Source organism: Stenotrophomonas maltophilia (genome assembly GCF_013464915.1).
GTDB lineage: Bacteria > Pseudomonadota > Gammaproteobacteria > Xanthomonadales > Xanthomonadaceae > Stenotrophomonas > Stenotrophomonas maltophilia_AT.
Genome location: NZ_RAVT01000032.1, coordinates 42,790 through 66,067 on the forward strand (window position 1 = coordinate 42,790; position 23,278 = coordinate 66,067).

Below are 23,278 nucleotides of genomic sequence, written 5' to 3' on the forward strand. Positions count from 1 at the left end.
CTTACTTGTCGCTGCTGCCGCGGGCCAGCTTGGCGATGATCCAGCCGGCAGCGAAGGCGACGCCGAACGAGGCCAGCGGACGCTCACGGATCAACTCGGCGGCGCTGTCGATCAGGTCCTTGCCCTTGTCCATCAACGCGTCGACCTGTTCCTTGGCAGCGGCACCACCGAATTCGGCGGCGGCCAGGCCAGACAGTGCGCTGTCGGACAGTTCGGCCTTGACGTTGGCCTTGCCGATGCGCAGTTCGTCGGTCGCGGCACCGGTTGCGCCCTTGATCGCACCGCCGGCGGCCGTGGCGGCCTGCTTCAGGTGGGAACCGGCTTCACCCAGGTGTTCCTTCAGGTTCTCGGTATTGGTGGGGCTCATCGAATCACTCCTGTTGCGATGGGGGAACGGGTGTCGGCGGTGCCGACCTGGACTGACAGCAATAGCATTGCCGGGGTATAGGGGGTGTTACGGCAGGGCGATCAGCGCATCACGAGCTGGCCCTGTTGCTGGCCATTGTTGCGCAGCACACGCAGCACCAGGGTCGGCGGGCGCTGCTGGAAGTTGGCACGCCAGCTGGCCAGGTCGGCGAATTCACCCACGGTGGCATCGGTGATGATGTCGCCCTGCTGCAGGCCGTTGCTGGCAGCGCGGCTGCCGCGCTTGACCTCGCTGACCAGCACGCCGTTGGCGCCTGACTGGCGCAGCGACTCGGGCAGGTCGACGAAGGTGGCCCCGCCCAGCCGCGGGTCCAGGCTGTCGCCGGTGACCGCGCGTGCCTGTTCCTTCAGTGTCGCCTTGATCTGCAGCGGCTTGCCTTCGCGGCGTACGTCCAGCGTCAACGGGCTGCCGACCGCCGCCAGGCCTTCCACGTTGTGCAGGGCTTCGGCGCTGTCCACGCGCTGGCCGTTGGCCGACACCACCACGTCGCCCGGCTTCAGCCCGGCTGCGGCGGCGGCCGAGCCGGCCAGCACGCGGGTGATCAGCGCGCCGCGGGTTTCACCCAGGCCCAGGCCCTGCGCGATCTGCGCGGTCAGGTTCTGGCTTTCCACGCCCAGCGTGCCGCGTACCACCACGCCGTGCTTGACCAGCTGGTCGACCACGCTGCGCGCCAGGTTCGACGGAATCGCCAGGCCCAGGCCGATGTTGCCGGCCATGCTGCCCTGCGGGTTGAAGCTGGCCGTGTTGATGCCGACCAGCTGGCCCTGCAGGTCGACCAGCGCGCCACCCGAGTTGCCCGGGTTGATCGACGCGTCGGTCTGGATGAAGTTCTGGTAGCCCAGCCCGCGGATGCCGCTGCGGCCCACCGCCGAGACGATGCCGGAGGTGACCGTCTGGCTGAAGCCGAACGGATTGCCGATGGCCACCACGAAGTCGCCCACCCGCAGCTGGTCGCTGTTGCCGAGCTTGATGTCGGTCAGGTTCTGCGCCGGAATGCGGATCAGCGCGATGTCGGTATCGCGGTCCGAACCGAGGAACTCGGCCTTGACCGTGCGCCCGTCGGCCAATGTCACCTGCACGTCATCGGCGTTGTCGATGACATGGTGGTTGGTCAGCACCAGGCCTTCCTTCGCGTCGATGATCACACCCGAGCCCAGCGATTCGTTGATGCGTTCCTGCGGGATGTCCGGGAACAGGCGGCGGAAGAACGGGTCGTTGAAGAACGGGTTGCGTACGCGCACCACCTGCTTGGTATTGACGCTGACCACCGCCGGCATCGCCTTCTCCAGCATGGGCGCCAGTGACGGCACCTGCTGACCGGCCACTGCGGCCGGCAGTGCCGCCATGGTCGGCACCACCGCTGGCAGCGGCGCGGCATCGGCACGGTTGTCCAGGTGGGCGTTGATGCCGGTGGCAACGAAGCCACCGAAGGCGGCGGCGATTGCGAGCGTGAGCAGGGTAGGTAGCGGTCGCATGGGGGTCGGTTCGCAGGCGGGAATGGGGGCGGTTCGGCTCTACGGTAAAACAAGCTGAATGAGTGTGTCGCGATCTGGATAAATGCGCCATGAAAAACACGTACGCGGACGGTGGGTCCGGAGCCGGGCAGCGGATCCGCGGTGACACCCATCGAGGTGATCAGGACACCTCCGAAAGCCACCCTTCGCCGCGCGGACACAGTCGGATACTTGCGCAGTTCCGCGCAGGGAGGTGCCGCACTGCGCCACAACGTATGCCTGTCGCTGCACGTGCGCAGGTAGGCGTGGCGGCATCGATCAACCCGGGGGTTGGCGTGGCACAGTACTTAAAAAAAGGGGTTTCCTGAAAACCTGCCACACCGAAGGGGGTGGTCAACTACACCATCGTCGTCGCAGCAGATGCGATTACTGGCGCATGCCCCGTTCCACGATCGTCAATGTCGGTATAGCATCGCCCCGTTTTGATACTTAAGGCCCGCAGGAGGGCAACATGAGCAACGGTAATGGTGTGTCGGTCGTGACCGACGCCGTCGAGAACGTCAAAGAAACCGCCACCAACGTTGGCGAGACCATCGCCCACGCTGCCGAAGACGCGGTGAAGTCGGTCAAGAAGACCGTCAAGCGCGCCACCAAGGCTGCCGGTACCCGCGTTGCCAAGGCCAAGAAGGCCGTGGCCAAGGTCGAGAAGACCGTTGCCAAGAAGGCTGAAAAGGCTGCCAAGTCGGTCGGCAAGACCGTTGCCAAGGCCAAGAAGAAGCTGGAAGCCGCCAAGAAGAACGCCAAGGCCGAAGCCGCTGCCCTGAAGAAGGAAGTGGCCAAGAAGAAGGCCGCTGCAGGCAAGGCTGTGACCAAGAAGGCCGCCGCTGCCAAGAAGACCACCAAGGCCGCCACCAAGGCTGCCGGCAAGAAGGTCGCCACCGTGAAGAAGGCTGCCACCAAGAAGGCCGCCGTCGCCAAGAAGACTGTTGCCAAGAAGACCGCGGCCGCCAAGAAGGTTGTCGGCAAGAAGGTCGCCACCGCCAAGAAGGCTGTGGCCAAGAAGACCGTCGCCGCCAAGAAGGTCGCCGGCAAGAAGGCCGTGGCTGCGAAGAAGGTTGTCGGCAAGAAGGTTGCCGCCACCAGGAAGGTCGCCACCAAGAAGACTGCGGCCACCAAGAAGGTGGTCGGCAAGAAGGCTGCCGTCGCCAAGAAGGCCGTCGGCAAGAAGACCACTGCTGCGAAGAAGGTTGTCGGCAAGAAGGTCGCCGCGACCAGGAAGGTCGTCGCCAAGAAGGCTGCACCGCTGAAGAAGGTCGCCGCCAAGAAGGCGCCGGCCAAGAAGGCTGTTGCCAAGAAGGCACCGGCCAAGGCCGTGCGCAAGGTCGCCAAGCGCAAGTAATCGCGCCGTGACCGAAGGCCCTGCCACCCTCCGGGTGGTGGGGCCTTTCGCGTTTCCGGGACACGGCCTGGGGCAAGATGCAGATTCTTTCCGCCGGAGCCCCGGGCATGCGCGGTATCGACTTCAGCTCCTGGCAGGGCGTGCTGTCCACCTTGGCCGGCCTGGTCCTGATCACCCTGCTGGGCGTGGGCATCCGCCTGCTGGTGATGCAGACCCTGCAGCAGCGCCGCGAGCGCGAGAACCGTCAGATCAACGAGCGGCTGCGCACGCTGATGGCGGCCTACAAGACCCTGGGCGGTTCGTTCACCGGCGAACTGGGCGTGGATCCCAGCCATCGTCGCGACCTGCGCCAGCGCGAAGAAACCGAAGGCATCGCCGAACCGCGCTCGGATCGCACGCGCCGCATCCGCGATGCCGTTGAGGCCGCGCTGTCGGACATCCTGCTGCTGGGCACCGACGAACAGGTGCGGCTGGCCGCGCGCGCTGCCAACGAACTGGCGCAGGGGCGGCCGGTACATACCCACGAACTGGTGGTCTCGCTGCGCGACTTCGTGCGCGGGGCGCTGGATCTTGCGCCGATCCCGACGGACCTGCGGATCCCTCCCCAAGGGCCAACCCGGCCTGGTGCAAGCGGTGGTGGCGGCAAGGGCCGCACCGACGGCGATGCCAGGGGCGGTCGTGCGGGTGGAGGAGGAGGTGGTGGTGGTGGTGGCGGAATGGGGGCCGGCATGGGCGGCATGGGCCTTGGCGCCGGCGCCGCACTGGGCGCCGGCCATGCTGCTGCCAGCGATGAAACGGACGCGCGCTGAGCGCGTCCGCCGGGTTCAGCGCGTCAGTTCGTAGATCGGCACGAAGCCGCCGTAGATCATCCGCGCGCCGTCGAACGGCATCGGATTCTTTGAAGGATCCATCCGCGGGTCTTCCATCATCTTCGCCATGCCGGCGTCGCGGGTCGGTTTGTCCGGCCATTCGATCCAGGAGAACACCACTGTCTCATCCGGCGTGGCTTTCACCGCGCCGAAGAAGTCGGTGGTCTTGCCGTGCGGTACGTCATCACCCCAGCACTCGACCACGCGAAGCGCGCCGAATTCGACAAAGACGGGATTGCCCGCGCGCGCGTGGGCGAGAAACTTCTCCTTGTTGGCGGTGGGCACCGCCAGCACGAAACCATCGATGTAGCTCATTGCCTGCCTCCGGTTGGACCGCGCCACATGCACGGCCTTCAAGTACCCGACGAACCAGGGCGCCGTGGATCGACAACGGTGGAAAGGTGGGAGAAAGCTGGAAGAAGAATGCACGCGCGCCGCGCGCGTATGCCAGACGAAGCCTGAATCAAGCCCAAAAATTCAGCAATGCGAAGACGGCTGTTTTCAGGGAGCGTTGTGGCGGATAACGGAGAATTTACATTTCCGATGCGATGGCGCCCTGGCGCTGCTGCAGACCATAAGAAAGTAAAGGTGTACCCCCATGAAGAATTCGCTGATTGCTCTGGCTCTGGCCGCTGCCCTGCCGTTCACCGCTTCGGCTGCTGAGAACCTGTCGTACAACTACGCTGAAGCCGATTACGCCAAGACCGACGTCGATGGCATCAAGGCTGACGGCTGGGGCGTGAAGGGTTCCTACGGCTTCCTGCCGAACTTCCACGCGTTCGGTGAATACAGCCGTCAGGAAGTCGACCACACCAACATCAAGGTTGACCAGTGGAAGGTCGGTGCCGGCTACAACGTCGAAATCGCTCCGTCGACCGACTTCGTTGCCCGCGTTGCCTACCAGAAGTTCGATCGCAAGCACGGCCTGGACTTCAACGGCTACAGCGCTGAAGCCGGTATCCGCACCGCCTTCGGTGCCCACGCCGAGGTCTACGGCATGGTCGGCTACGAAGACTACGCCAAGAAGCACGGCGTCGACATCGACGGCCAGTGGTACGGCCGCCTGGGTGGTCAGGTCAAGCTGAACCAGAACTGGGGCCTGAACGGCGAGCTGAAGATGAACCGCCACGGCGACAAGGAATACACCGTCGGCCCGCGCTTCAGCTGGTAATTGCTTCCTCGGCGCGCCTGCGCGCTGAAGATGCCTCGACAGGCCCGGCCCACGCCGGGCCTGTTGCGTTGTCGCGACCCGGAACCGCAGCTGAGCGCGTTCGGACCATGCTGCTGCGTTGCAATAAATTGGATTCCGCTGCTCCCTGCGCCGGCCTACGGTGGGTACTTCGTACCGCCGGATCCGCACGATGCCGCCTGCCGTTCCCGCTCTGCCCCCCGATCAGCCCCGCCGCCTGGCCATGCTGGCGCCGCATCCCGTGCTGCGTCTGGGGGTGGAGGTGGTGCTGCGCCAGCATGGCGGCGTGCAGGTGTGCGGAAGCTTCGCCGACGAAGCCGAGCTGCTTGCCTTGCTGGATCGTCAGCCGGGCTGCATCGACCTGTTGCTGATCGATGTGCTGGCGCCCTGGGGCCCCGGGCAAGGCCTGGCCCTGCTGCGGCGGTTGTCACAGCGCTGGCCGCTGTTGCCGGTGTTGGTGTTGTCTGCCCACTGCAACGCCAGCACGGTGACCATGGCCATGCAGGCCGGCGCGCGCGGATACCTGTCCAAGGGCACCACGCCGGAAATGCTGCGGCGTGCGGTTGATGTGCTGGCGCGTGGTGGCCGCTTCGTCCCCCCGGAACTGCGCACACAGTTGAATCGATCGCGCATGCGGCGCACACCGGCGCCGGTGCTCACGCCCTTGAGCCGACGCGAGCGCGAGGTACTGCGGCTGGTGCTGCAGGGCTGCACCACCGGCGAGGTCGCGCGGCGCTTCGGACGTACGGCCAGTACGGTCAGCACGCAGAAGCGCACGGCCTACGAAAAACTGGGCATCCAGAGTGATGGTGAGCTGTTCCGCATCCGGCACCTGCTCGAATGCGGATGAGCGGGCTTATTCGCCCTGGTACTGCTTCTCTTCCACCAGTGCCGAACCGGCCACGCGGTTGATCTCGTTCTTCACCTGCACGCGCTCGCCGTTGGTGCCGTACACGCCGCGCGCCAGCTGGATGAACGCATCGTCGAACACCTGGGCCGCTTCCTTGTCGCGCAGCTGGTCCTGGATGTCCCACATGCGCTCGTTGATCGCCTTCAGCTGCTGCTTCAGCGCGGCCAGTGCCGGTTGTCCCTGCAGCTGCTGCTGCAGCAACGGCAGCAGGCCGTCCAGCTCGGTGCGTACGTTGGCCAGCTTGGCGGCATCGTCGATGCGCTCGGCCTTGATCTCGAGAATGGTGATCTTGTCGATCAGCTCGCCGATCGATACCGGCGTCAGGATGGCGTCCACGCTGTTGGTCCCTTTGAACAAGGCGCCATGATACCGCGCCGGTGGTACCCGGCCCCGGCCTGCTGGATTTACGCCGAATTTGCGCTGCGGGCCCGGCAGCACCCTCGATCCGTTACGGCCACGCCCCCGACACTGCCGTCCCGGCGGCCAGACCGTCTTCGACGAGGAATACAGTGCAGTGAACAGCAAGGGGACAATGGCGGCGGCGGTGGCCGCGCTGGCAGGGCTGCTCGGCATCGGCAGTGCGCAGGCACAGGCGCAGGTGAGCGGCAGCATGGCGTTGACCAGCGATTACGTGTGGCGTGGCAGCTCGCAGAGCGATGGCGACCCGGCCGTACAGGCGGGCGCGAAGGTCTCGATCCCATCGGGCTGGTACGCCAGCGTGTGGGGATCCAATGTTTCGTTCAAACCAGACAACGGCGCGCGCAGCGAATTCGATCTGGTCGCTGGCTGGTCGGGCGCACTGGCCACGGACTGGACGCTGGACGCCAACCTGACGCGCTACCTGTATCCGGGCACCGGCCGCGCGCTGGACTGGACCGAACTCAACACCACGTTGACCTGGAAGCAGCGCGCCTGGCTGCAGGTCGCTCATTCCAACGATGCACTGGCCGGTGGCCATCGTGGTACCTATGCCCAGTTCGGTATGCGCGTGCCGCTGCACGAGCGCTTCCGTCTGGAAGCGGCGGTGGGCCAGTACTGGTTGGCCAGCGCACAGGGACCGGATTACCTGCATGGCCAGCTCAGTGCCATTGCCACGCTCACGCCGGCGTGGGAGCTGCGTGCCACCGTGCATGACACGGACAATGCAGCCAAGCGCCTGTTCCCCGGCAACGCCGGTGGGCGATGGGAGCTGGCGCTGCAGGGCAGCTTCTAACCGGCCATCGAAGCCTGGCGTGCACGCAGCGCGCCGGGCAGCCACAGCAGCAGCGCCAGCACGGCCACGGCAGCACCGGCCACGCAGACGCCGGTCCAGCCGAAGCGCTGGTAGACCTGTGCCGACAGCAGCGAACCCAGCGAACCGCCGATGAAGTAGCCGGTCATGTAGCCGGCATTGAGGCGATTGCGTGCCGCCGGTTGCAGCGCATAGATCAGGTTCTGGTTGCTGACGTGCAGCAGCTGCGCGGCCAGGTCGAGCACCACCACGCCCACCAGCAGTGCCAGCAGCGAGTGTGCGGACAGCCCCAGCGGCAGCCACGACAGCAGCAACAGCAGCAGTGCGATGGCGGTGGCGCGACCGGTCTGGCCACGGTCTGACATGCGCCCGGCCAGGCCGGCGGCCAGCGTGCCGGCCGCACCCACCAGGCCGAACAGGCCGATGGTGGCGTCGCTGTAGGCGTAGGGCGGCTGCGCCAGCAGGAAGGCGAGCGGTGTCCAGAAGATCGCGAACATGGCGAAACTGCAGGCGCCCAGCAGGGTACGCTGGCGCAGCACCGGTTCCTCCACGAACAGCACGCCGATCGAGCGCAGCAGTGCGAAGTAGCCGAGGCCGGCGCTGTGGTGGAAACGCGGCAGGCCGCGCTGCAGCGCCAGTGCGGTCACCACCAGGATGCCGGCCGCGATCGCGTACACCAGGCGCCAGTCGCCCAGGCTGGACAGCAGGCCAGCGACGGTGCGCGCCAGCAGGATGCCCAGCAGCAGGCCGCTCATCAGCGTGCCGACCACGCGGCCGCGATGCTCGGGGGCAGCCAGGGTGGCCGCGAACGGCACCAGCACCTGCGCCACCACCGAGAACAGGCCGGTGATCGCGGTGCCCACCAGCAGCCAGGTGAGCGATGGAGCGCAGGCGCTGATCACCAGGCCGCCGGCCGACAGCAGGCTCATCACCACGATCAGGCGGCGGCGCTCGAACAGGTCACCCAGTGGCACCAGCAGGATCAGCCCGGCGGCGTAGCTCAGCTGCGCGGCGGTGACCACCATGCCGACCTGGCCGAACGGCACGCCGAAGGCATCGGCGATGGTGTGAAGCAGTGGCTGCGCATAGTAGTTGCTGGCCACCGCCACGCCGGTAGCGATCGACATCAACAGCACCTGCCAGCGGTGCAGAGGGGGAAGGGTGGGGCTCACGTGGCATTCCAGGATGCGGGTTGCACAGTGTCCGCCTGCTGCAGTGATGATGGAAATGAATCATCATCATCCCTACCATCTGAAAACGAGATAGTTGGGTGAACCTCAAGCAGCTCGAGTTTGCCGTTGCCCTTGCCGAGGAAGGTAATTTCACCCGTGCCGCAGAACGTTGCCACGTGGTGCAGTCCGCACTCAGCCACCAGATCGCCGGACTGGAGCAGGAACTGGGCACGCCGCTGTTTGAACGCCTGCCGCGCCAGGTGCGGGCGACCGCCGCTGGCGAGGCCATGCTGGTGCATGCGCGGCAGGTTCTGGCCAGCCTGCGCCACCTCCGCGCCGACGTGGCGGCGGTGAGTGGCGAGGTGCGCGGGCTGCTGGCGATCGGGCAGATTTCCTCGCTGACCGGCATTGACGTGGTGGCGATGCTGGCCGCCTTCCAGCAGGTGCACCCGCAGGTGGAGTTCCAGTTGCGGGTGGACAAGAGCGAGGACCTGATCGCACAGGTGCAGTCGCGCGAACTGGACGTGGCACTGGTGGGGTTGGCGCCCTCTGCGGCGCTGGACGGGGTCTGCCACAGGATGCTGCAGGAAGAAGACCTGGTGGCGGTGCTGGCCCCCTCGCATCGGTTGGCCCGGCGCAAACGGTTGCCTTTGACCGCGCTGCAGGATGAAGCGCTGGTCGACTTCCCGCGCGGTACCGGTGCACGCCGGCAGACCGACGATGCGTTCGCTGCCGTCGGACTGCCGCACACGGTGCGCTTCGAGGTCAATCTGATGGAACTGGTCGAGCGCTTCGTCCGCCATGGGCTGGCGGTCGGCATCGTGCCGGCGTTGATCGCCGAAGGCTTTGAAGGCGTGGTGCGGATTCCGCTGCAGCCGACCCCGACCCGTCGTGTGCATCTGGCCTGGCAACGGCTGCCGACGCCCGCGGCACGGGCATTCGTGGACGCCGTGCTCAGCCGCGCAGGCGCAGGCTCAGACCCTTGAGGAAGTTGCGCAGCATCTGGTCCAGGCAGCGCCGGTAGTTGGCATGGCCAGGCTGGCGGAACAGCGCGCCGACTTCCGACCTGGAGACGTTGAAGCCAGCGCTGGCGAAGATCTCCATCAGGTCCACGTCGCGCAACTGGAATGCCACGCGCAGCTTCTTCAGCACCAGGTTGTTGTCGATGCGGGTTTCCACCGCGCGCTGGGGCTGGCTCTCGTCACGGCCACGCAGGTGCACGATCAGGCCATCCAGGAAGTGCGCCAATGCACTGTCGCTCATCGCCTCGAAGCCGGCTTCATCTTCGCGGCGCAGCCAGGCCTTCACCTGTTCGGCATCCACGGCGAAGGCCGGATCGGCCATCTGGCACAGGGTCACCACGTGGTGGTCGCCCAGGTCCAGGGAGTAGCGCACGCTGCGCAGGACATCGTTGTTGATCATGGCCCATTGTACCGGCCACCCTGCAGCTGGGTTCGGATCCCTGTGCCGAGCAGAGGGATCTGACCCCGGATCTGGCTGATCCGGCAACACAGCGGCCAACCGACGATGCCAGAATGGGGGTCTGGTTTCCCCCTGGAGTTGCCTGATGACCCGCACTGTCCTGATTACCGGCGCCACGTCCGGCTTCGGCGCCGCCGCCGTCCACCGCTTCGCCCAGGCGGGCTGGAAGGTGATCGCCACCGGCCGCCGCGGCGAGCGCCTGCAGCCGCTGGTCGACCGCTACGGCAAGGACGTAGTGCATGCCGCCGCCTTCGACATCCGCGATCCGATCGCGATGGAAGCCGCGCTGCTGGCGCTGCCGCCGGCCTTCGGTGACATCGACCTGCTGGTCAACAACGCCGGCCTGGCCCAGGGCACCGCGCCGGCGCAGAGCGCCAAGCTGTCGGACTGGACCACCATGATCGACACCAACATCACCGCCCTGGTGACCCTGACCCATCGCCTGCTGCCGCTGCTGGTCGAGCGCAAGGGCGCGATCATCAACATCTCCTCGGTGGCAGGCGTGTACCCGTACCCGGGCGGCAATGCCTATGGCGGCACCAAGGCCTTCGTCAGCCAGTTCTCGCTGGGCCTGCGTTCGGACCTGCACGGTACCGGCGTGCGCGTGACCACGATCGAGCCGGGCATGGCCGAAACCGAGTTCACCGTGGTGCGTACCCATGGCGACCAGGCTGCGTCGGACAAGCTCTATACCGGCGCCAACCCGATGACCGCAGAGGACATCGCCGAGCAGATCTTCTGGGTGGCCACGCTGCCGCCGCACCTGAACATCAATCGCCTGGAACTGATGCCGGTCAGCCAGTCGTTTGCCGGCTTCCAGGTCGCCCGCGAAGGCTGACCCGCGCCGTGCGTCCTGTAGAGCCGAGCCCATGCTCGGCTGCTTTTGCCGTTTGTAGAGCCGAGCCCATGCTCGGCTGCTTTCAACAGAAGCCGAGCGTGGGCTCGGCTCTACACAGACAAAAAAAAGCCGGGCAATGCCCGGCTTTTTCCATTTGGATCCGACAGATCACTGCGCCTTGATCGCCATCGCCTGCAGGCCGGTGCCATCCAGCTTCTGCTTGGCTTCAGACAGTTCGCCAGCGCTGCCATACGGTCCCATGCGCACGCGGTACACGGTCTTGCCGTTGATCTGTGCCGACTCCACGCGTGCGGCAAGTCCCATCATCGCCAGCTTGGCCTTGGTCGCTTCGGCATCGCCGGAGGCACCGAAGGCGCCTGCCTGCAGGATGTAGCGTGCGTTGTCGGCGGCCGCCGGTGCGGCAGCGGCCGGGGTACCCGCCGTTGCCGGTGCAGTTTCCGTGCGCGCTGCCGGAGTGGCCGCGGCGGTGCTGGTCGAGGCCGGGGCCGTGCTGGCTGGCGGCGTTGCCGCGGCCGGACGTTCACTCAGCGGTGCCGGCAGCGGGCGGCTGGTGGCGGTCACCTGCGCGGTGCTGGACACGCTGGCGGTGGCCGCCGGTGCCGGTGCGGTGGTGGTCGCCGGCGGAACCGGCTTGCCTTCCAGCGCAGCCTGCGCGCGTGATGCTTCGGCCTTGGCCCGGCGCTGCTCTTCGGCACGTGCGCTGGCGGCCAGTTCGGCGTCGGACATCTCGACTTCCTTGCCCGGCAGCAGGGTGTAGAAGTCGTACTGGGTGGCGGCCGGCTTTTCCGGTTCGGCCGGCTTCGGCGTAGCCGGCTGCGCGGCCGGCTGGGTGCCGACATCGCTGTCGGCATCTGCGACCGGGGCCGGCTGCGCGTTCGGGTTCGGCTGCGGACCGGCGCGCAGGAAGCCATCGCCCTCGCCCTTGAACAGGTTCGGCGCCGCCAGGAACACCACGGCCGCGATCGCTACACCGGCAACCAGCCACACCCATCCGGGTGTGCCCTGGCTGCCGCTGTTGCGTCGTGCCTGGCTTTTGCCGCGTCGTGCTGCCATGTGTACTGCGTCTCCTGATGCTTACATTTTTTCCGGGGCGCTGACGCCCAGGAGTTCGAGGCCATTGGCCAGTACCTGGCGCGCCGCACAGGCCAGGGTCAGCTTGGCGTTGCGGTCGGCGGCGTCATCCACCAGCACCGGCGTCCCGTGATACCACGTGTGGAACGCGTGCGCCAATTCACGCAGGTACTGCGCCACCAGATGCGGTTCCAGCGCCACGCCGGCCGCTTCCACCACTTCCGGATACCGCGAGATCTCGTTCATCAGCAGCAGCGAGGCGTCGTCGGCCAGGCGGCCGAGGTTGGCCAGGCCGTTGCCCTGTTCGTACACCAGGCCCTTCTCCTGCGCCTGGCGCAGCAGGCTGCAGACGCGGGCATGCGCGTACTGCACGTAGAACACCGGGTTGTCGTTGCTCTGCTGGCGGGCCAGGTCGATGTCGAAGGTCAGCTGCGAATCGGGCTTGCGCGCGATCAGGAACCAGCGGGTCGCATCGCGGCCGGCTTCCTCGATCAGGTCGCGCAGGGTGAAGTAGCTGCCGGCACGCTTGGACAGCTTCACTTCCTCGCCGCCGCGCATGACGGTGACCATCTGGTGCAGCACGTATTCCGGCCAGCCCTGCGGGATGCCCACTTCCATCGCCTGCAGGCCGGCGCGAACGCGGGCCAGCGAGCCGTGGTGGTCGGCACCCAGCTCGGTGATCGCGCGCTCGTAGCCACGCTGCCACTTGGACAGGTGGTAGGCCACGTCCGGCACGAAGTAGGTGAAGGTGCCGTCGGACTTGCGCATCACGCGGTCCTTGTCGTCACCGAAGTCGGTGCTGCGCAGCCACAGCGCGCCACCTTCCTCGTAGGTGTGGCCCGAGGCCTGCAGCTTGGCCACCGCTTCGGCCACCTTGCCGTCGGCGTACAGCGAGCTTTCCAGGAAGTAGATGTCGAAGTCGACACCGAACGCAGCCAGGTCCAGGTTCTGCTCGTTGCGCAGGTAGGCCACGGCGAAGCGGCGGATCGCCTGCATGTCGTCCGGGTCCTTGGCGCCAACCACGGTGCTGCCTTCCAGGTCGACGCTGGCGCCGGCCATGTAGGCGCGGGCGACGTCGGCGATGTATTCGCCGCGGTAGCCGCCTTCCGGCCAGCCGTCCTGGTCCGGCGCGATGCCCTTGATCCGTGCCTGGGTGGACAGTGCCAGGTTCTCGATCTGGACGCCGGCGTCGTTGTAGTAGAACTCGCGCTTGGCGTTCCAGCCGTTGGCATCGAGCACGCGCGCCACGCAGTCGCCGATTGCCGCCGCGCGGCCATGGCCGACATGCAGCGGGCCGGTCGGGTTGGCCGACACGTACTCCACGCCCACCGTGCGGCCATTGCCGGACAGGTTGCGGCCGTAGTCGTGGGCTTCCTTGATGACCGAAGCGGCTTCGCGCTGGTACGCGGCCGGGGCCAGGTGGAAGTTGATGAAGCCGGGGCCGGCGATCTCGACCTTGCTCACGTCCTCGCTGCGCGGCAGCGCCTCGACCAGCGCCTGTGCCAGTGCGCGCGGATTGCTGCGCGCGGCCTTGGCCAGCAGCATCGCGGCATTGGTGGCGAAGTCGCCGTGGTCACGGGTCTTCGGGCGCTCGACCACGAAGTCCGGCGGCAGGGAGTCGGCGGGCAGGGTGCCATTGGCGCGCAAGGCTTCGATGCCTTGGCTGATCAGGGCGCGGAGGAGATTTTTCACGAGGCCTGCTGTGAGAATGAGCGGCGGAATCGCCCATTTTAGCGCAGATACCCGCGCCCACGCTGACCAGAACATGCCAGTGGGGGCGGCCGATGGCCCTTGCCGGGCCGCGCTCAGCCGAACAGGCGGGGTTGGAGTTGGGCCAGCAGGCCTCGTTCAGCAAACGAAACGGGACGGCCCTCGCCAACCACGAAATGGTCCAGCAGGCGTACGTCCACCATTGCCAGCGCCTGCTGCAGTTCGTCGGTGATGCGGGTATCGGCGCTGGAAGGCTCCGGGTCGCCGGACGGGTGGTTGTGGCTGAGGATCACCGCCGCCGCGTTGTGCAGCAGGGCGCGCCGCACCACTTCGCGGGGGTAGACCGGGGCGGCGTTGATGGTGCCGTGGAACAGCTCTTCACAGGCAATCAGGCGGTGGCGGTTGTCCAGGAACAGGGCCATGAAGACCTCGCGGGCCTGGCCACGCAGCCGGTGCTGCAGGTAGCGGCCGACCGCCGCCGGGTTGTTGCCTACGGCCTCGCCGTGTTCCAGCTCGGCCGCCAGATAGCGATGGGCCAGCTCCAGCCCGGCAGCAAGCGTGCAACTGCGTGCCGGGCCGAGCCCGGGCAGGCGGGCCAGTTCGGCGGCGGGGCGGTCGAGCAGCACCCGCAACGGGCCGTGCGCCTGCAGCAGGTCGCGCGCGGTCTGCACGGCATCGCGGCCACCGAACCCGGAGCCGAGAAACAGCGCCAGCAGTTCGGCGTCGGAAAGTGCCGTGGGCCCGCGCGCGATCAACTTCTCGCGGGGGCGTTCCTGTTCGGGCCAGTCATGGATGGGCATGGACCCATCATCGCCAGTCCTGGCGATGGCTCCCATCGGGGTACGCCGCGGACCGGGGTCGGAGGTTGCCTCAGCCGCGCCGGGTCTGCAGGTAGTCGAACAGCTCCTGGTTGTTCTGCAGGCCCAGTTTGCGCTTGGCCTCGGCCTTCTGCCGGCTGATCGTCTTCGGGCTGCGCCCACAGCGCTCGGCGACTTCGTTCACGTTGAGACCAGCCGCCAGCAGCTCCAGCACTTCCTGCTCGCGTGCCGACAACGGCGCCGGTTCGCGTGGGAACAGCAGGTCGCGGGCCTGCAGGTGGTGGCGCAGCTGCTGGGAGACGAACACCTGCCCGACAAGCGCGGCATTCAGTGCCTGCGGCAGTTCGGAGAAATCGGCGCATTTGTCGACCAGGCCGTTGACGCCATCGCGCAGCAGGCCATCGAGCAGCCCGGGATGGCGCGCGCCGGTCAGCACCACCACCGGAAGCCCGGGGTAGCGGGTGTGCAGCGCATCGATCAGTTCCGGGCCATCCGGGCCGGTGCCCGGCATCGACAGGTCGGTCAGCACGGCATCGCATGGGCGATGGTCGACCATCTGCAGCAGCTCGGCGCCGTCACGGGCGCTGCCGACGATGTCCATCAGGTGGGTCTGCAGCACGATGCGGATGCCGTGCAGGACCACGGGATGGTCGTCGGCGATGATGATGCGTGGGCGCACGTGGCTCCTCGGAGATCGAACCGGCCACCGTGTGCGGCAGCCAGGGCCTGATTCTGCAAAAGCACTGGCCTGCAGAGGTATAGGAAAGGTCCGAAATCGATGCCGGTTGAATTCCCGCCCAGCCTGGGCGGAATCCATCTGCTGATAGCCGCCCGCTATGTGCACCGTGCACCGGGACATTACCGACCATCGGGTAAGCTAGCGCCCTCGTTTGCACAGGAATTCCAGGTGGCTGACTCCCCCAACGCTTCCCCCGCGCCGGCCCGCGCGCTGGAAGGTCAGAAACTGCTGTTGTGCGTCGGAGGCGGGATTGCGGCCTACAAGGCCCTGGAACTGGTGCGGCGCCTGCGCGACGCCGGTGCCCAGGTGCAGGTGGCGATGACCGCCGGTGCCCAGCAGTTCGTCACTCCGCTCAGTTTCCAGGCCCTGTCCGGGCAGCCCACCCGCACCACGCTGTGGGACAGTGCTGCCGAACAGGCCATGGGCCACATCGAGCTGGCCCGCTGGGCCGACCGCATCGTGGTCGCCCCGGGTACCGCCGATCTGCTGGCCCGGCTGGCCCAGGGCCACGCCGATGATCTGGTCAGCACCCTGTGCCTGGCCAGTACCGCGCCGCTGACGATCTGCCCGGCGATGAACCACCGCATGTGGCTGCATCCGGCCACCCAGGCCAACATCGCCCTGCTGCGCCAGCGCGGCGCGCAGGTGATCGGTCCGGTCGACGGTCCGCTGGCCGAAGGCGAATCCGGTCCCGGCCGCCTGGCCGAACCGGGCGACATCGTCGCCGCGCTGGCCGCCAATGGCAGTACCACGGCGGCGGTTGCCGCACCGGAAACCCGCGCGCTGCAGGGCCTGCGCCTGCTGATCAGCGCTGGCCCGACCTATGAAGACATCGATCCGGTGCGCTACGTCGGCAACCGCAGCAGCGGCAAGATGGGCTTCGCCCTTGCCGCTGCCGCCGCCACGATGGGTGCGCAGGTGGTGCTGGTCAGCGGCCCGGTGCAGCTGCCGACGCCGCCCGGGGTGCAGCGCGTGGACGTGCGCTCGGCCGCGCAGATGCGCGATGCCGTGCTGAAGTCGCTGCCGGCCGACATCTATATCGGTGCCGCCGCGGTGTCCGACTACACACCGCGCCAGGTCGCGCCGCAGAAGCTGAAGAAGACCGCCGACAGCCAGTCGCTGGTGATCGAACTGGTGCGGACGCCGGACATCCTCGCCGAGGTCGCTGCACAGACGCAGTCGCTGAAGCTGGTGGTCGGCTTTGCCGCCGAAACCCACGACGTGGAGAAATATGCGCGTGGCAAGCTGGTCGACAAGCGCCTGGACCTGGTGATCGCCAACCAGGTCGGCATCAGCGGTGGCGGTTTCGAGAGTGACAACAACGCCGCCACGGCCTTCTGGCAGGACGGTGAACAGGTATTCCCGGCCACCTCCAAGCGCGAGCTGGCCGAACAACTGCTGGCGCTGATCGCGCGGAGACTCCAGGCATGACCCAGGCTTTCACTTCCCAACCGCTGCAGGTCAAGCTGCTCGATCCGCGTTTCGGCGACAGCTGGCCGCTGCCGGCCTACGCCACCGAAGCCAGCGCCGGCATGGACCTGCGCGCGGCGCTGGATACCGCGCTGACCCTGCAGCCGGGCGACACCGCGCTGGTACCCAGCGGCCTGGCCATCCATATCGCCGATCCGCACCTGTGCGCGGTGATCCTGCCGCGTTCCGGGCTCGGCCATCGCCACGGCATCGTGCTGGGCAACGGCACCGGCCTGATCGACGCCGACTACCAGGGCCCGTTGCTGATCAGTGTCTGGAACCGTGGCCGCGAGGCCTTCACCATCGAGCCGGGCGATCGCATCGCGCAGCTGGTGGTCGTGCCGATTGCCCGCGTCAGCCTGCAGGTGGTGGATACTTTCACCGACAGCGTGCGGGGAACGGGTGGATTCGGCCATACCGGGGTGCGTTGACGGGGGACATTGATGAGCGGCATCGGGGAAGGGCAGCGGGAACGGTCGTTGGGACGCAGTGCGCCACTGCTGGGGGTGCTGCTGGTTCTGCTCGCCGGCTGGTTCGGATGGAGCGCGGTGCAGCAATGGCGGCAGGAGGCCAATGGCCAGGCGCTGGAAGAAGCGCGTGACCAGGCCGTGCAGGGCCTGCAGGAGGCGGCTGCCGGCCAGCTGAAGCAGCTGCAGCAGCAGTTGAAGAGCGAACGCGTGCAGCAGGCACTGCAGGCCGGTGACGCCGCCGCGGCAGCGCTGGCCGTACGCGAGAGCTGGACCGGGGTGGAGCAGGTTGAAGTGCTGGGCGCCGATCTGGCCACGGCCTATGCCGACCCGGCCACCTTCGGCTATGCACGCCTGGCCCTGCTGGAAGAAGCGCTGGCCGAGGGCAAGCCGGGCCTGCGCGTGGTGCGCGATGCAGGTGGCAATCGACTTGGTCTGGCGGCACCGGTGCAGCTGGGCAGCCTTGGCCCGGCCGTGCTCTACGTGCGCCAGCCATTGCTGCGGCTGACCTCGCCGCTGGACCAGGTGAGCGCCCCGTCCACCGGTTTCCTCGGCCTGCGCCAAGGCGCGCATGACCTCGTGGCCCAGGGCGACGCCGGCCTGGCCGAGAGCGCCGAAGCGCTGGCGCGCCCGGTTCCGGGCACGCCGTTGCGGCTGGTGGCGGCCGTACCCAACGTCGAAGCCGGTCCACTGGGCCTGGGATCGCTGGCCAGTGCCATCGTCGCGCTGCTGCTGGCCTTTGTCGCCGTGTTGCTGGTGGTCGGTCGCGGCCGCTTGCCGAAGACCCTGCCGCTGCCGCGTCGCGCCGCTGCGGCCGAAGCCGATCACGGCCCGACGCTGAGCGAGAGCCTGCAGATGGCGCCGCCGCCGGTGGCCGCTGCCAGCGCCGAGGAAAGTGCGCCACCGCCGCCACCGCCGGTCCCGGCCGGGGAACTGGCCGCCGGCATCTTCCGCGCCTATGACATCCGTGGCGTGGTCGGCAGCGAACTGACGCCGAAGACCGCCGCGCTGATCGGCCAGGCCATCGGCACCGTGGCGCTGGAACAGGGCCTGCGCGAGGTGGTGATCGGCCGTGATGGCCGTCTGTCCGGCCCGGAACTGGCGGCGGGATTGGCCGAGGGCCTGCGTCGCACCGGTTGCGCGGTGATCGACATCGGCCTGGCACCGACCCCGGTCGTCTATTACGCCGCCTTCCATCTGCGTACCGGCACCTGCGTGGCGGTCACCGGCAGTCACAACCCGCCCGAGTACAACGGCTTCAAGGTGGTCATCGGCGGCGAGACGCTGTCCGGCGATGCCATCACAGATCTCTACCAGCGCATCGTCGAGGGTCGCCTGGTGCAGGCGGCCGAGCCGGGCGACTACCAGCAGCGCGATGTCAGTGCCGACTACATCCAGCGTATCGCCGACGACGTGCAGCTGGACCGCCCGTTGAAGGTCGTGGCCGATGCCGGCAACGGCGTCGCTGGTGCGCTCGCACCGCAGCTGCTGGAAGCCATCGGCGCCGAAGTCATCCCGCTGTACTGCGATGTCGACGGTACCTTCCCCAACCATCATCCCGACCCCAGCGAACCGGCCAACCTGGAAGACCTGGTGCAGACGGTCAAGCGCTTCGGCGCCGACCTCGGCGTGGCCTTTGATGGCGACGGCGATCGCCTGGGCGTGGTCACCGGCGAAGGCAGGATTATCTATGCCGACCGCCTGCTGATGCTGTTTGCCGCCGATGTGCTGATGCGCAACCCGGGCGCGATGGTGATCTACGACGTGAAGTGCACCGGCAAGCTGTCCGACCACGTGCTGCGCAATGGTGGCAGCCCGCTGATGTGGAAGACCGGGCACTCGCTGATGAAGGCGAAGATGCGCGAGACCGATGCCGAACTGGCCGGCGAGATGAGCGGCCACTTCTTCTTCAAGGAGCGCTGGTTCGGTTTCGACGACGGCCTGTATGCCGCCGCGCGACTGCTGGAGATCCTGGCCCAGCGCGAGGAAACCCCGGACGAGGTGCTGGCCGAACTGCCGGAGATGGTGGCTACGCCGGAACTGAAGGTGCCGGTGGCCGAAGGTACGCCGCACGCGCTGGTGGCGATGCTGGTGGCAGCGGCGCAGTCGCCGGACAACCCGTACGTGGGTGGCCGGCTGTCGACCATCGATGGCCTGCGTGTCGACTTCCCCGATGGTTGGGGGCTGGTGCGTGCCTCCAACACCACGCCGGTGCTGGTGCTGCGCTTCGAGGGCAATGACGAGGTGGCGCTGGAACGCATCCAGGCGCTGTTCCGCAGCCAACTGCAGCCGGTGCTGGGCGACACCCCGCTGGGGTTCTGAGCTGGGGCCGGGCTGCGCCCGGCACCCGCGGTAGTGCCGGCCGCTGGCCGGCAACCTCAGCGACAACGGCAGAAGCTGGCATTCCGTGGGATGGTGGGGCGGTGTCGAAGTGCGGGGACGCCGCAAGTACGTCCATGTAGCCTTGGCATCCGCTTGCTCGTGTGCGCAGTCCTGCGCACACGGCAAGACCGGGGTTGGGCGTCCTGCCCAACCCGCCCGAGGCATGCCTAGGGCCCATGCGGCTGACACCCCGCACTCCGACACCGCCCCACCCCTGACAATTGCCTGGAGCTGTTGGTAGGTGTCGACCTTGGTCGACACGCCCTCACCCCTTGAACCGCAACCCCACGCCCGGTTCGGTGAACAGGTAGCGCGAATCCAGCGCCGAATCGCCCAGCTTGTGCCGCAGCTTGCCGACCAGGATGCGCAGGTAATGGGTGTCGTGCTGGTGGGTCGGTCCCCAGATCTCCTGCAGGATCTGCGGCTGGGTCACCACCCGCCCGGCATTGCGCAGCAGCAGCGACAGCAGCGCGTACTCCTTGCGGGTCAGTGCCACCGGCTCGCCATCCAGCGCCACTTCACGGCGCACCAGGTCCACATGCAGATGGCCATCGTCGAACACCGGCGGCGTGCCATCGTTGGGCACGCTGCGAGTGCGCAGCAGCGCACGTACCCGCGCCATCAGTTCCTGCGTGCCGAACGGCTTGGTCACGTAGTCATTGGCGCCGGTGTCCAGCGCCCGCACCTTCTCGGCCTCGCCGGCACGCACGGTCAGCATGATCACCGGCACCTGGCTCCATTGCCGCAGCTGCTCCAGCACCTCGTGACCCTCCATGTCCGGCAGGCCGATATCCAGGATCACCAGATCCATGTCCTCGCTGGCCGCCAGTTGCAGGCCTTCCTGGCCGGTGGCGGCCTGCCGTACCTGGTAGCCCTGCGCGCGCAGGCTGATGTCCAGGAACCGGCGGATCTGGGTTTCATCGTCGATCACCAGCACGCGCGCGGCCGGCACGCTGGCATCAATCGGGGTCGGGCTCATCGTGGGAGGCTGGCTTGAGCAGGGGCAGGGTGATGCGGATCAGGGTACCGCGACCGTCGCGTCCGGGCAGTGCCTGCACGCTGCCGCCGTGCGCGCCGATCATGCCCTGGCAGATGGTCAGGCCCAGGCCGGTGCCGTGGCGGCCACGGTCACCGCGCTCGACGCTGTAGAACATGTCGAAGATGCGCGCGCGCTCGTCGTCGGGAATGCCGGGGCCGGCATCGATCACGTCGATGCGCAGCTGGCCGTCCAGCTCGCGCGCCTGCACCTGCACGGCGGCGTCGGGCGGCGAGAACTTGGCGGCGTTCTCCATCACGTTGAACACCGCCTGTTCGACCAGCGCCGGGTGCACCCAGATCGGCGCCAGCGTGGAGGGAATATCCAGCTCCAGCCGCACCTTCGGCTGGTAGCGCTGCAGGCGCCGCGCCGCCGAGCCGATCAGCTCGTCCACACCGATCCAGTCGCGGTTGATCTTCAGTCCTTCGTGGCCAAGCCGGGTCATGTCCAACAGGTTCTGGATGTAGCGGTCCAGCCGTTCGCCCTCGACCAGGATGGTGTCCAGCAGGGCGCGGCGATCGGCCGTGTCCATCGCCGCACCGTAGCTTGCCAGGCTGTCGGCCGAACCGATCATCGCCGCCAGCGGCGAGCGCAGGTCGTGCGACACCGAGGAAAGCAGGGCCGAGCGCAGCCGCTCGGTCTCGTTGCTGACGTGCGCCTGCTCCAGTTCGGCCACCAGCCGGGTGCGCAGCGCGGCCTGGGCGATGTCATCCACCATCGCTTCGGCCAGCTGCCGTTGCTCGGGCAGCAGGCGCGCCTGCGCGCCGGGCAGGTACAGGCCGGCCACGCCGATCGCGCGGTCCTCGCCGTCGAGCAGGGGCAGGAACCACCACTGCGCGCCGGCCAGGGTATCGGTGAAGCGGCCACTGGGCTGGCCATGGCGCAGCGCCCAGTCGGCAGCGGCCAGATCGGTATCGCCCGGCTGCGAACGGCCACCGGATGCAGTGTCGGCGCCGATCCGCAGCCAGGATGGAACGTCCATCGCCTGTTCCAGCGCCAGGCGCCCGGCCTGCGCCACTTCACCATTGCCGGCCGCGCTGGCCAGCTGCCGTCCCAGCTGCTGGCGCGCACGTGCATGGCGGTTGGCCGCGCGCAGCGCGATCACCTGCATGCGCAGGCGCGAGGCCAGGCGCCCGGCCACCAGTGCCGCGGCCAGGAACAGGAACACGGTGATCACGCCCTGGCGTGCACCGATGGCGAAGGTGAAGCGCGGCGCGATGAACAGGAAGTTGTAGGCGAGGAAGCACAGGATCGCCGCCATCACCGCCACGCTGGCGCGCGTGCGCGCAGCCACCAGCACCACCGCCACGATGAACACCATCGACAGGTCGGCCATGCCGACCCAGCGTTCGGCCAGCCATGCCACCGCGCAGGCCAGCGCGGTGGCGATCAGCGCCTGCACCGGCTCGTAGCTGATGCCGCGTACCGGTGGCAGCAGGCCCTCGCGGCGGGAGCGTGCACGTGCCTGCGGGGTGCTGATGATGGTGATCTCGTAATGCGCGCCGCGCTGGATCAGCTGCTGGGTCAACGTTCGGTTGAACATCCGTGCCAGCGGGCGCTCGCGGGTCCGCCCCAGCACCAGGGTGGACACGCCGTTGTGCGCGGCGTGGTCGAGCAGGGCGTCGGCGATGCTCGATCCGTGCAACAGCTCGGCGTCGCCGCCCAGCCGCCGTGCCAGGGCGAAGGCCGCATCGATCTCGCGCCGGGTCGCCTCGTCCTGGCGTCGTCCCTGCACGGTCACCACGGTCCATGGTGCGTCGCGGCGTTCGGCGATGCGTCGCGCCACGCGCACCAGGTATTCACTCTGGCCGCCGCCGTCGATCGCCACCAGCACGCCGCGGCGCAGTGGCAGGTTGCTCTCGCCACGGGCAGCGCGTGCCTCGCGCAGGCTGCTGTCGACGCGATCGGCGGCCTCCTGCATTGCAAGTTCGCGCAGCGCGGTCAGGTTCGCCGGCGAGAAGAACGCCTGCAGCGCCTGCGCGGCCTGTTCCGGCACATAGACCTTGCCCTGCTGCAGGCGCGCGATCAGCTCGCGCGGCGGCAGGTCAACCAGCACGATGTCGTGCAGGCGGTCGAGCACGACATCGGGCACGGTCTCGCTGACCCGCACACCGGTGATGCGCATCACCACATCATTGAGGCTTTCCAGATGCTGGATGTTGACCGTGGTCCAGACGTCGATGCCGGCGTCCAGCAGCTCCATCACATCCTGCCAGCGCCGTTCGTGGCGGCTGCCCGGTGCATTGCGATGGGCCAGTTCATCTACAAGCACCAACGCTGGATGCCGTGCGAGCACGGCATCCAGGTCCATCTCCTGCAGGGCATGGCCGTGGTAGGCCACGTCCTTCAGCGGCAACTGCGGCAGCCCCTCCAGCAGCGCCTGGGTATCGGCACGGCCATGGGTTTCCACCAGCCCGACCACCAGGTCGACGCCGCGGCGCAGCTGTTCCTGCGCGCGGGTCAGCATGGCGTAGGTCTTGCCCACGCCCGGCGCCGCGCCGAGGAACACGGTCAGTTTGCCGCCGGCTTCGCGTTGCAGGCCTTCGACCAGGGCATCGGCCTGGCGGGTACGCGCATCAGTCATGGGAGCCGC

22 protein-coding genes are annotated in these 23,278 nt (G+C 67.8%); 10 read left to right on the forward strand and 12 right to left on the reverse strand.

Going from position 1 to position 23,278, the window contains the following annotated elements; all coding sequences use genetic code 11:
• Position 1: 1 nt before the first annotated feature.
• Together D7T59_RS12165 and D7T59_RS12170 are read right to left on the reverse strand one after the other, a co-directional pair.
• Positions 2–367 (reverse strand): hypothetical protein, encoded by a 366-nt coding sequence (locus D7T59_RS12165; protein WP_004153835.1) that lies wholly within the window; start codon positions 365–367, stop codon positions 2–4.
• 101 nt (positions 368–468) lie between these two features.
• Positions 469–1,902, reverse strand: a complete 1,434-nt coding sequence (locus D7T59_RS12170; RefSeq protein ID WP_106549873.1) for a Do family serine endopeptidase — start codon at positions 1,900–1,902, stop codon at positions 469–471.
• Between the two features lie 490 nt (positions 1,903–2,392).
• Between D7T59_RS12170 and D7T59_RS12175 the strand changes: the two genes are divergently transcribed.
• Positions 2,393–3,280, forward strand: a complete 888-nt coding sequence (locus tag D7T59_RS12175; protein WP_180852500.1) for a histone — start codon at positions 2,393–2,395, stop codon at positions 3,278–3,280.
• A 107-nt stretch (positions 3,281–3,387) separates the two neighbouring features.
• Entirely contained in the window at positions 3,388–4,089 is a 702-nt protein-coding gene (locus tag D7T59_RS12180; protein ID WP_180852499.1) for a hypothetical protein, read from the forward strand.
• 15 nt (positions 4,090–4,104) lie between these two features.
• Here the strand turns inward: D7T59_RS12180 and D7T59_RS12185 are convergent, their stop codons facing one another.
• Entirely contained in the window at positions 4,105–4,464 is a 360-nt protein-coding gene (locus D7T59_RS12185; protein WP_180852498.1) for a DUF1428 domain-containing protein, read from the reverse strand.
• Between the two features lie 283 nt (positions 4,465–4,747).
• Here D7T59_RS12185 and D7T59_RS12190 point away from each other — a divergent pair, with 283 nt between their 5' ends.
• Both D7T59_RS12190 and D7T59_RS12195 read left to right on the forward strand, forming a co-directional pair.
• Positions 4,748–5,320 (forward strand): OmpO family porin, encoded by a 573-nt coding sequence (locus D7T59_RS12190; protein WP_005407747.1) that lies wholly within the window; start codon positions 4,748–4,750, stop codon positions 5,318–5,320.
• A gap of 190 nt (positions 5,321–5,510) precedes the next feature.
• Entirely contained in the window at positions 5,511–6,188 is a 678-nt protein-coding gene (locus D7T59_RS12195) for a response regulator transcription factor (protein WP_180852497.1), read from the forward strand.
• Between the two features lie 6 nt (positions 6,189–6,194).
• Here D7T59_RS12195 and D7T59_RS12200 read toward each other — a convergent pair whose 3' ends face one another.
• Positions 6,195–6,584 carry a DUF6165 family protein gene (locus D7T59_RS12200; protein ID WP_180852496.1) on the reverse strand — a complete coding sequence of 130 codons (390 nt, stop codon included), beginning with the start codon at positions 6,582–6,584 and terminating at the stop codon, positions 6,195–6,197.
• Positions 6,585–6,762: 178 nt separating this feature from the next.
• Between D7T59_RS12200 and D7T59_RS12205 the strand changes: the two genes are divergently transcribed.
• Entirely contained in the window at positions 6,763–7,461 is a 699-nt protein-coding gene (locus D7T59_RS12205; protein WP_180852495.1) for a TorF family putative porin, read from the forward strand.
• Here D7T59_RS12205 and D7T59_RS12210 read toward each other — a convergent pair.
• Entirely contained in the window at positions 7,458–8,606 is a 1,149-nt protein-coding gene (locus D7T59_RS12210) for an MFS transporter (protein WP_219629759.1), read from the reverse strand. The two genes, D7T59_RS12205 and D7T59_RS12210, sit on opposite strands and share 4 nt — an antisense overlap.
• 143 nt (positions 8,607–8,749) lie before the next feature.
• Between D7T59_RS12210 and D7T59_RS12215 the strand changes: the two genes are divergently transcribed.
• Positions 8,750–9,637 (forward strand): LysR substrate-binding domain-containing protein, encoded by an 888-nt coding sequence (locus D7T59_RS12215; RefSeq protein WP_180852493.1) that lies wholly within the window; start codon positions 8,750–8,752, stop codon positions 9,635–9,637.
• Here D7T59_RS12215 and D7T59_RS12220 read toward each other — a convergent pair.
• Positions 9,606–10,073, reverse strand: coding sequence for a YehS family protein (locus tag D7T59_RS12220; RefSeq protein WP_180852492.1), 468 nt, complete (start codon positions 10,071–10,073; stop codon positions 9,606–9,608). The genes D7T59_RS12215 and D7T59_RS12220 overlap by 32 nt on opposite strands.
• Before the next feature lie 145 nt (positions 10,074–10,218).
• Here D7T59_RS12220 and D7T59_RS12225 point away from each other — a divergent pair, with 145 nt between their 5' ends.
• Positions 10,219–10,971: an SDR family NAD(P)-dependent oxidoreductase gene (locus D7T59_RS12225; RefSeq protein WP_180852491.1), complete on the forward strand. Its 753-nt coding sequence runs from the start codon at positions 10,219–10,221 to the stop codon at positions 10,969–10,971.
• A 168-nt stretch (positions 10,972–11,139) separates the two neighbouring features.
• Here the strand turns inward: D7T59_RS12225 and D7T59_RS12230 are convergent, their stop codons facing one another.
• The 4 genes from D7T59_RS12230 to D7T59_RS12245 form a co-directional block, all read right to left on the reverse strand.
• On the reverse strand, positions 11,140–12,045 hold the full coding sequence (locus D7T59_RS12230; RefSeq protein WP_164136278.1) for an SPOR domain-containing protein: 906 nt from the start codon (positions 12,043–12,045) through the stop codon (positions 11,140–11,142).
• Positions 12,046–12,066: 21 nt separating this feature from the next.
• Positions 12,067–13,755 (reverse strand): arginine--tRNA ligase, encoded by a 1,689-nt coding sequence (argS, locus tag D7T59_RS12235; protein ID WP_010486900.1) that lies wholly within the window; start codon positions 13,753–13,755, stop codon positions 12,067–12,069.
• Positions 13,756–13,868: 113 nt separating this feature from the next.
• Positions 13,869–14,573 (reverse strand): RadC family protein, encoded by a 705-nt coding sequence (gene radC / locus D7T59_RS12240; protein WP_099551475.1) that lies wholly within the window; start codon positions 14,571–14,573, stop codon positions 13,869–13,871.
• Between the two features lie 70 nt (positions 14,574–14,643).
• Entirely contained in the window at positions 14,644–15,270 is a 627-nt protein-coding gene (locus D7T59_RS12245; protein WP_180852490.1) for a response regulator, read from the reverse strand.
• Positions 15,271–15,498: 228 nt separating this feature from the next.
• Here D7T59_RS12245 and coaBC point away from each other — a divergent pair, with 228 nt between their 5' ends.
• From coaBC to D7T59_RS21345, 3 genes are read left to right on the forward strand one after another with little or no spacing between them, the layout of a single operon-like run.
• A complete protein-coding gene (gene coaBC / locus D7T59_RS12250; RefSeq protein WP_180852489.1) occupies positions 15,499–16,761 on the forward strand; it encodes a bifunctional phosphopantothenoylcysteine decarboxylase/phosphopantothenate--cysteine ligase CoaBC in 1,263 nt (420 codons plus the stop codon).
• Positions 16,758–17,231, forward strand: a complete 474-nt coding sequence (gene dut, locus D7T59_RS12255; RefSeq protein WP_005411999.1) for a dUTP diphosphatase — start codon at positions 16,758–16,760, stop codon at positions 17,229–17,231. The genes coaBC and dut overlap by 4 nt, the downstream gene beginning before the upstream one ends.
• 12 nt (positions 17,232–17,243) lie before the next feature.
• Positions 17,244–19,589 (forward strand): phosphomannomutase/phosphoglucomutase, encoded by a 2,346-nt coding sequence (locus tag D7T59_RS21345; protein WP_258013107.1) that lies wholly within the window; start codon positions 17,244–17,246, stop codon positions 19,587–19,589.
• Positions 19,590–19,914: 325 nt separating this feature from the next.
• Here D7T59_RS21345 and D7T59_RS12265 read toward each other — a convergent pair whose 3' ends face one another.
• Positions 19,915–20,628, reverse strand: coding sequence for a response regulator transcription factor (locus D7T59_RS12265; protein ID WP_180852488.1), 714 nt, complete (start codon positions 20,626–20,628; stop codon positions 19,915–19,917).
• Positions 20,609–23,269 carry a sensor histidine kinase gene (locus D7T59_RS12270; RefSeq protein WP_180852487.1) on the reverse strand — a complete coding sequence of 887 codons (2,661 nt, stop codon included), beginning with the start codon at positions 23,267–23,269 and terminating at the stop codon, positions 20,609–20,611. Before D7T59_RS12270 ends, D7T59_RS12265 begins: the two co-directional genes overlap by 20 nt.
• Positions 23,270–23,278 lie beyond the last annotated feature (9 nt).

Coding starts and splice junctions, on each gene's coding strand:
- D7T59_RS12165 (WP_004153835.1), bottom strand. CDS start 367: ATGAGCCCCACCAATACCGAGAACCTGAAGGAACACCTGGGTGAAGCC.
- D7T59_RS12170 (WP_106549873.1), bottom strand. CDS start 1,902: ATGCGACCGCTACCTACCCTGCTCACGCTCGCAATCGCCGCCGCCTTC.
- D7T59_RS12175 (WP_180852500.1), top strand. CDS start 2,393: ATGAGCAACGGTAATGGTGTGTCGGTCGTGACCGACGCCGTCGAGAAC.
- D7T59_RS12180 (WP_180852499.1), top strand. CDS start 3,388: ATGCGCGGTATCGACTTCAGCTCCTGGCAGGGCGTGCTGTCCACCTTG.
- D7T59_RS12185 (WP_180852498.1), bottom strand. CDS start 4,464: ATGAGCTACATCGATGGTTTCGTGCTGGCGGTGCCCACCGCCAACAAG.
- D7T59_RS12190 (WP_005407747.1), top strand. CDS start 4,748: ATGAAGAATTCGCTGATTGCTCTGGCTCTGGCCGCTGCCCTGCCGTTC.
- D7T59_RS12195 (WP_180852497.1), top strand. CDS start 5,511: ATGCCGCCTGCCGTTCCCGCTCTGCCCCCCGATCAGCCCCGCCGCCTG.
- D7T59_RS12210 (WP_219629759.1), bottom strand. CDS start 8,606: ATGTCGATCGCTACCGGCGTGGCGGTGGCCAGCAACTACTATGCGCAG.
- D7T59_RS12220 (WP_180852492.1), bottom strand. CDS start 10,073: ATGATCAACAACGATGTCCTGCGCAGCGTGCGCTACTCCCTGGACCTG.
- D7T59_RS12225 (WP_180852491.1), top strand. CDS start 10,219: ATGACCCGCACTGTCCTGATTACCGGCGCCACGTCCGGCTTCGGCGCC.
- D7T59_RS12230 (WP_164136278.1), bottom strand. CDS start 12,045: ATGGCAGCACGACGCGGCAAAAGCCAGGCACGACGCAACAGCGGCAGC.
- radC (WP_099551475.1), bottom strand. CDS start 14,573: ATGCCCATCCATGACTGGCCCGAACAGGAACGCCCCCGCGAGAAGTTG.
- dut (WP_005411999.1), top strand. CDS start 16,758: ATGACCCAGGCTTTCACTTCCCAACCGCTGCAGGTCAAGCTGCTCGAT.
- D7T59_RS21345 (WP_258013107.1), top strand. CDS start 17,244: ATGAGCGGCATCGGGGAAGGGCAGCGGGAACGGTCGTTGGGACGCAGT.
- D7T59_RS12265 (WP_180852488.1), bottom strand. CDS start 20,628: ATGAGCCCGACCCCGATTGATGCCAGCGTGCCGGCCGCGCGCGTGCTG.
- D7T59_RS12270 (WP_180852487.1), bottom strand. CDS start 23,269: ATGACTGATGCGCGTACCCGCCAGGCCGATGCCCTGGTCGAAGGCCTG.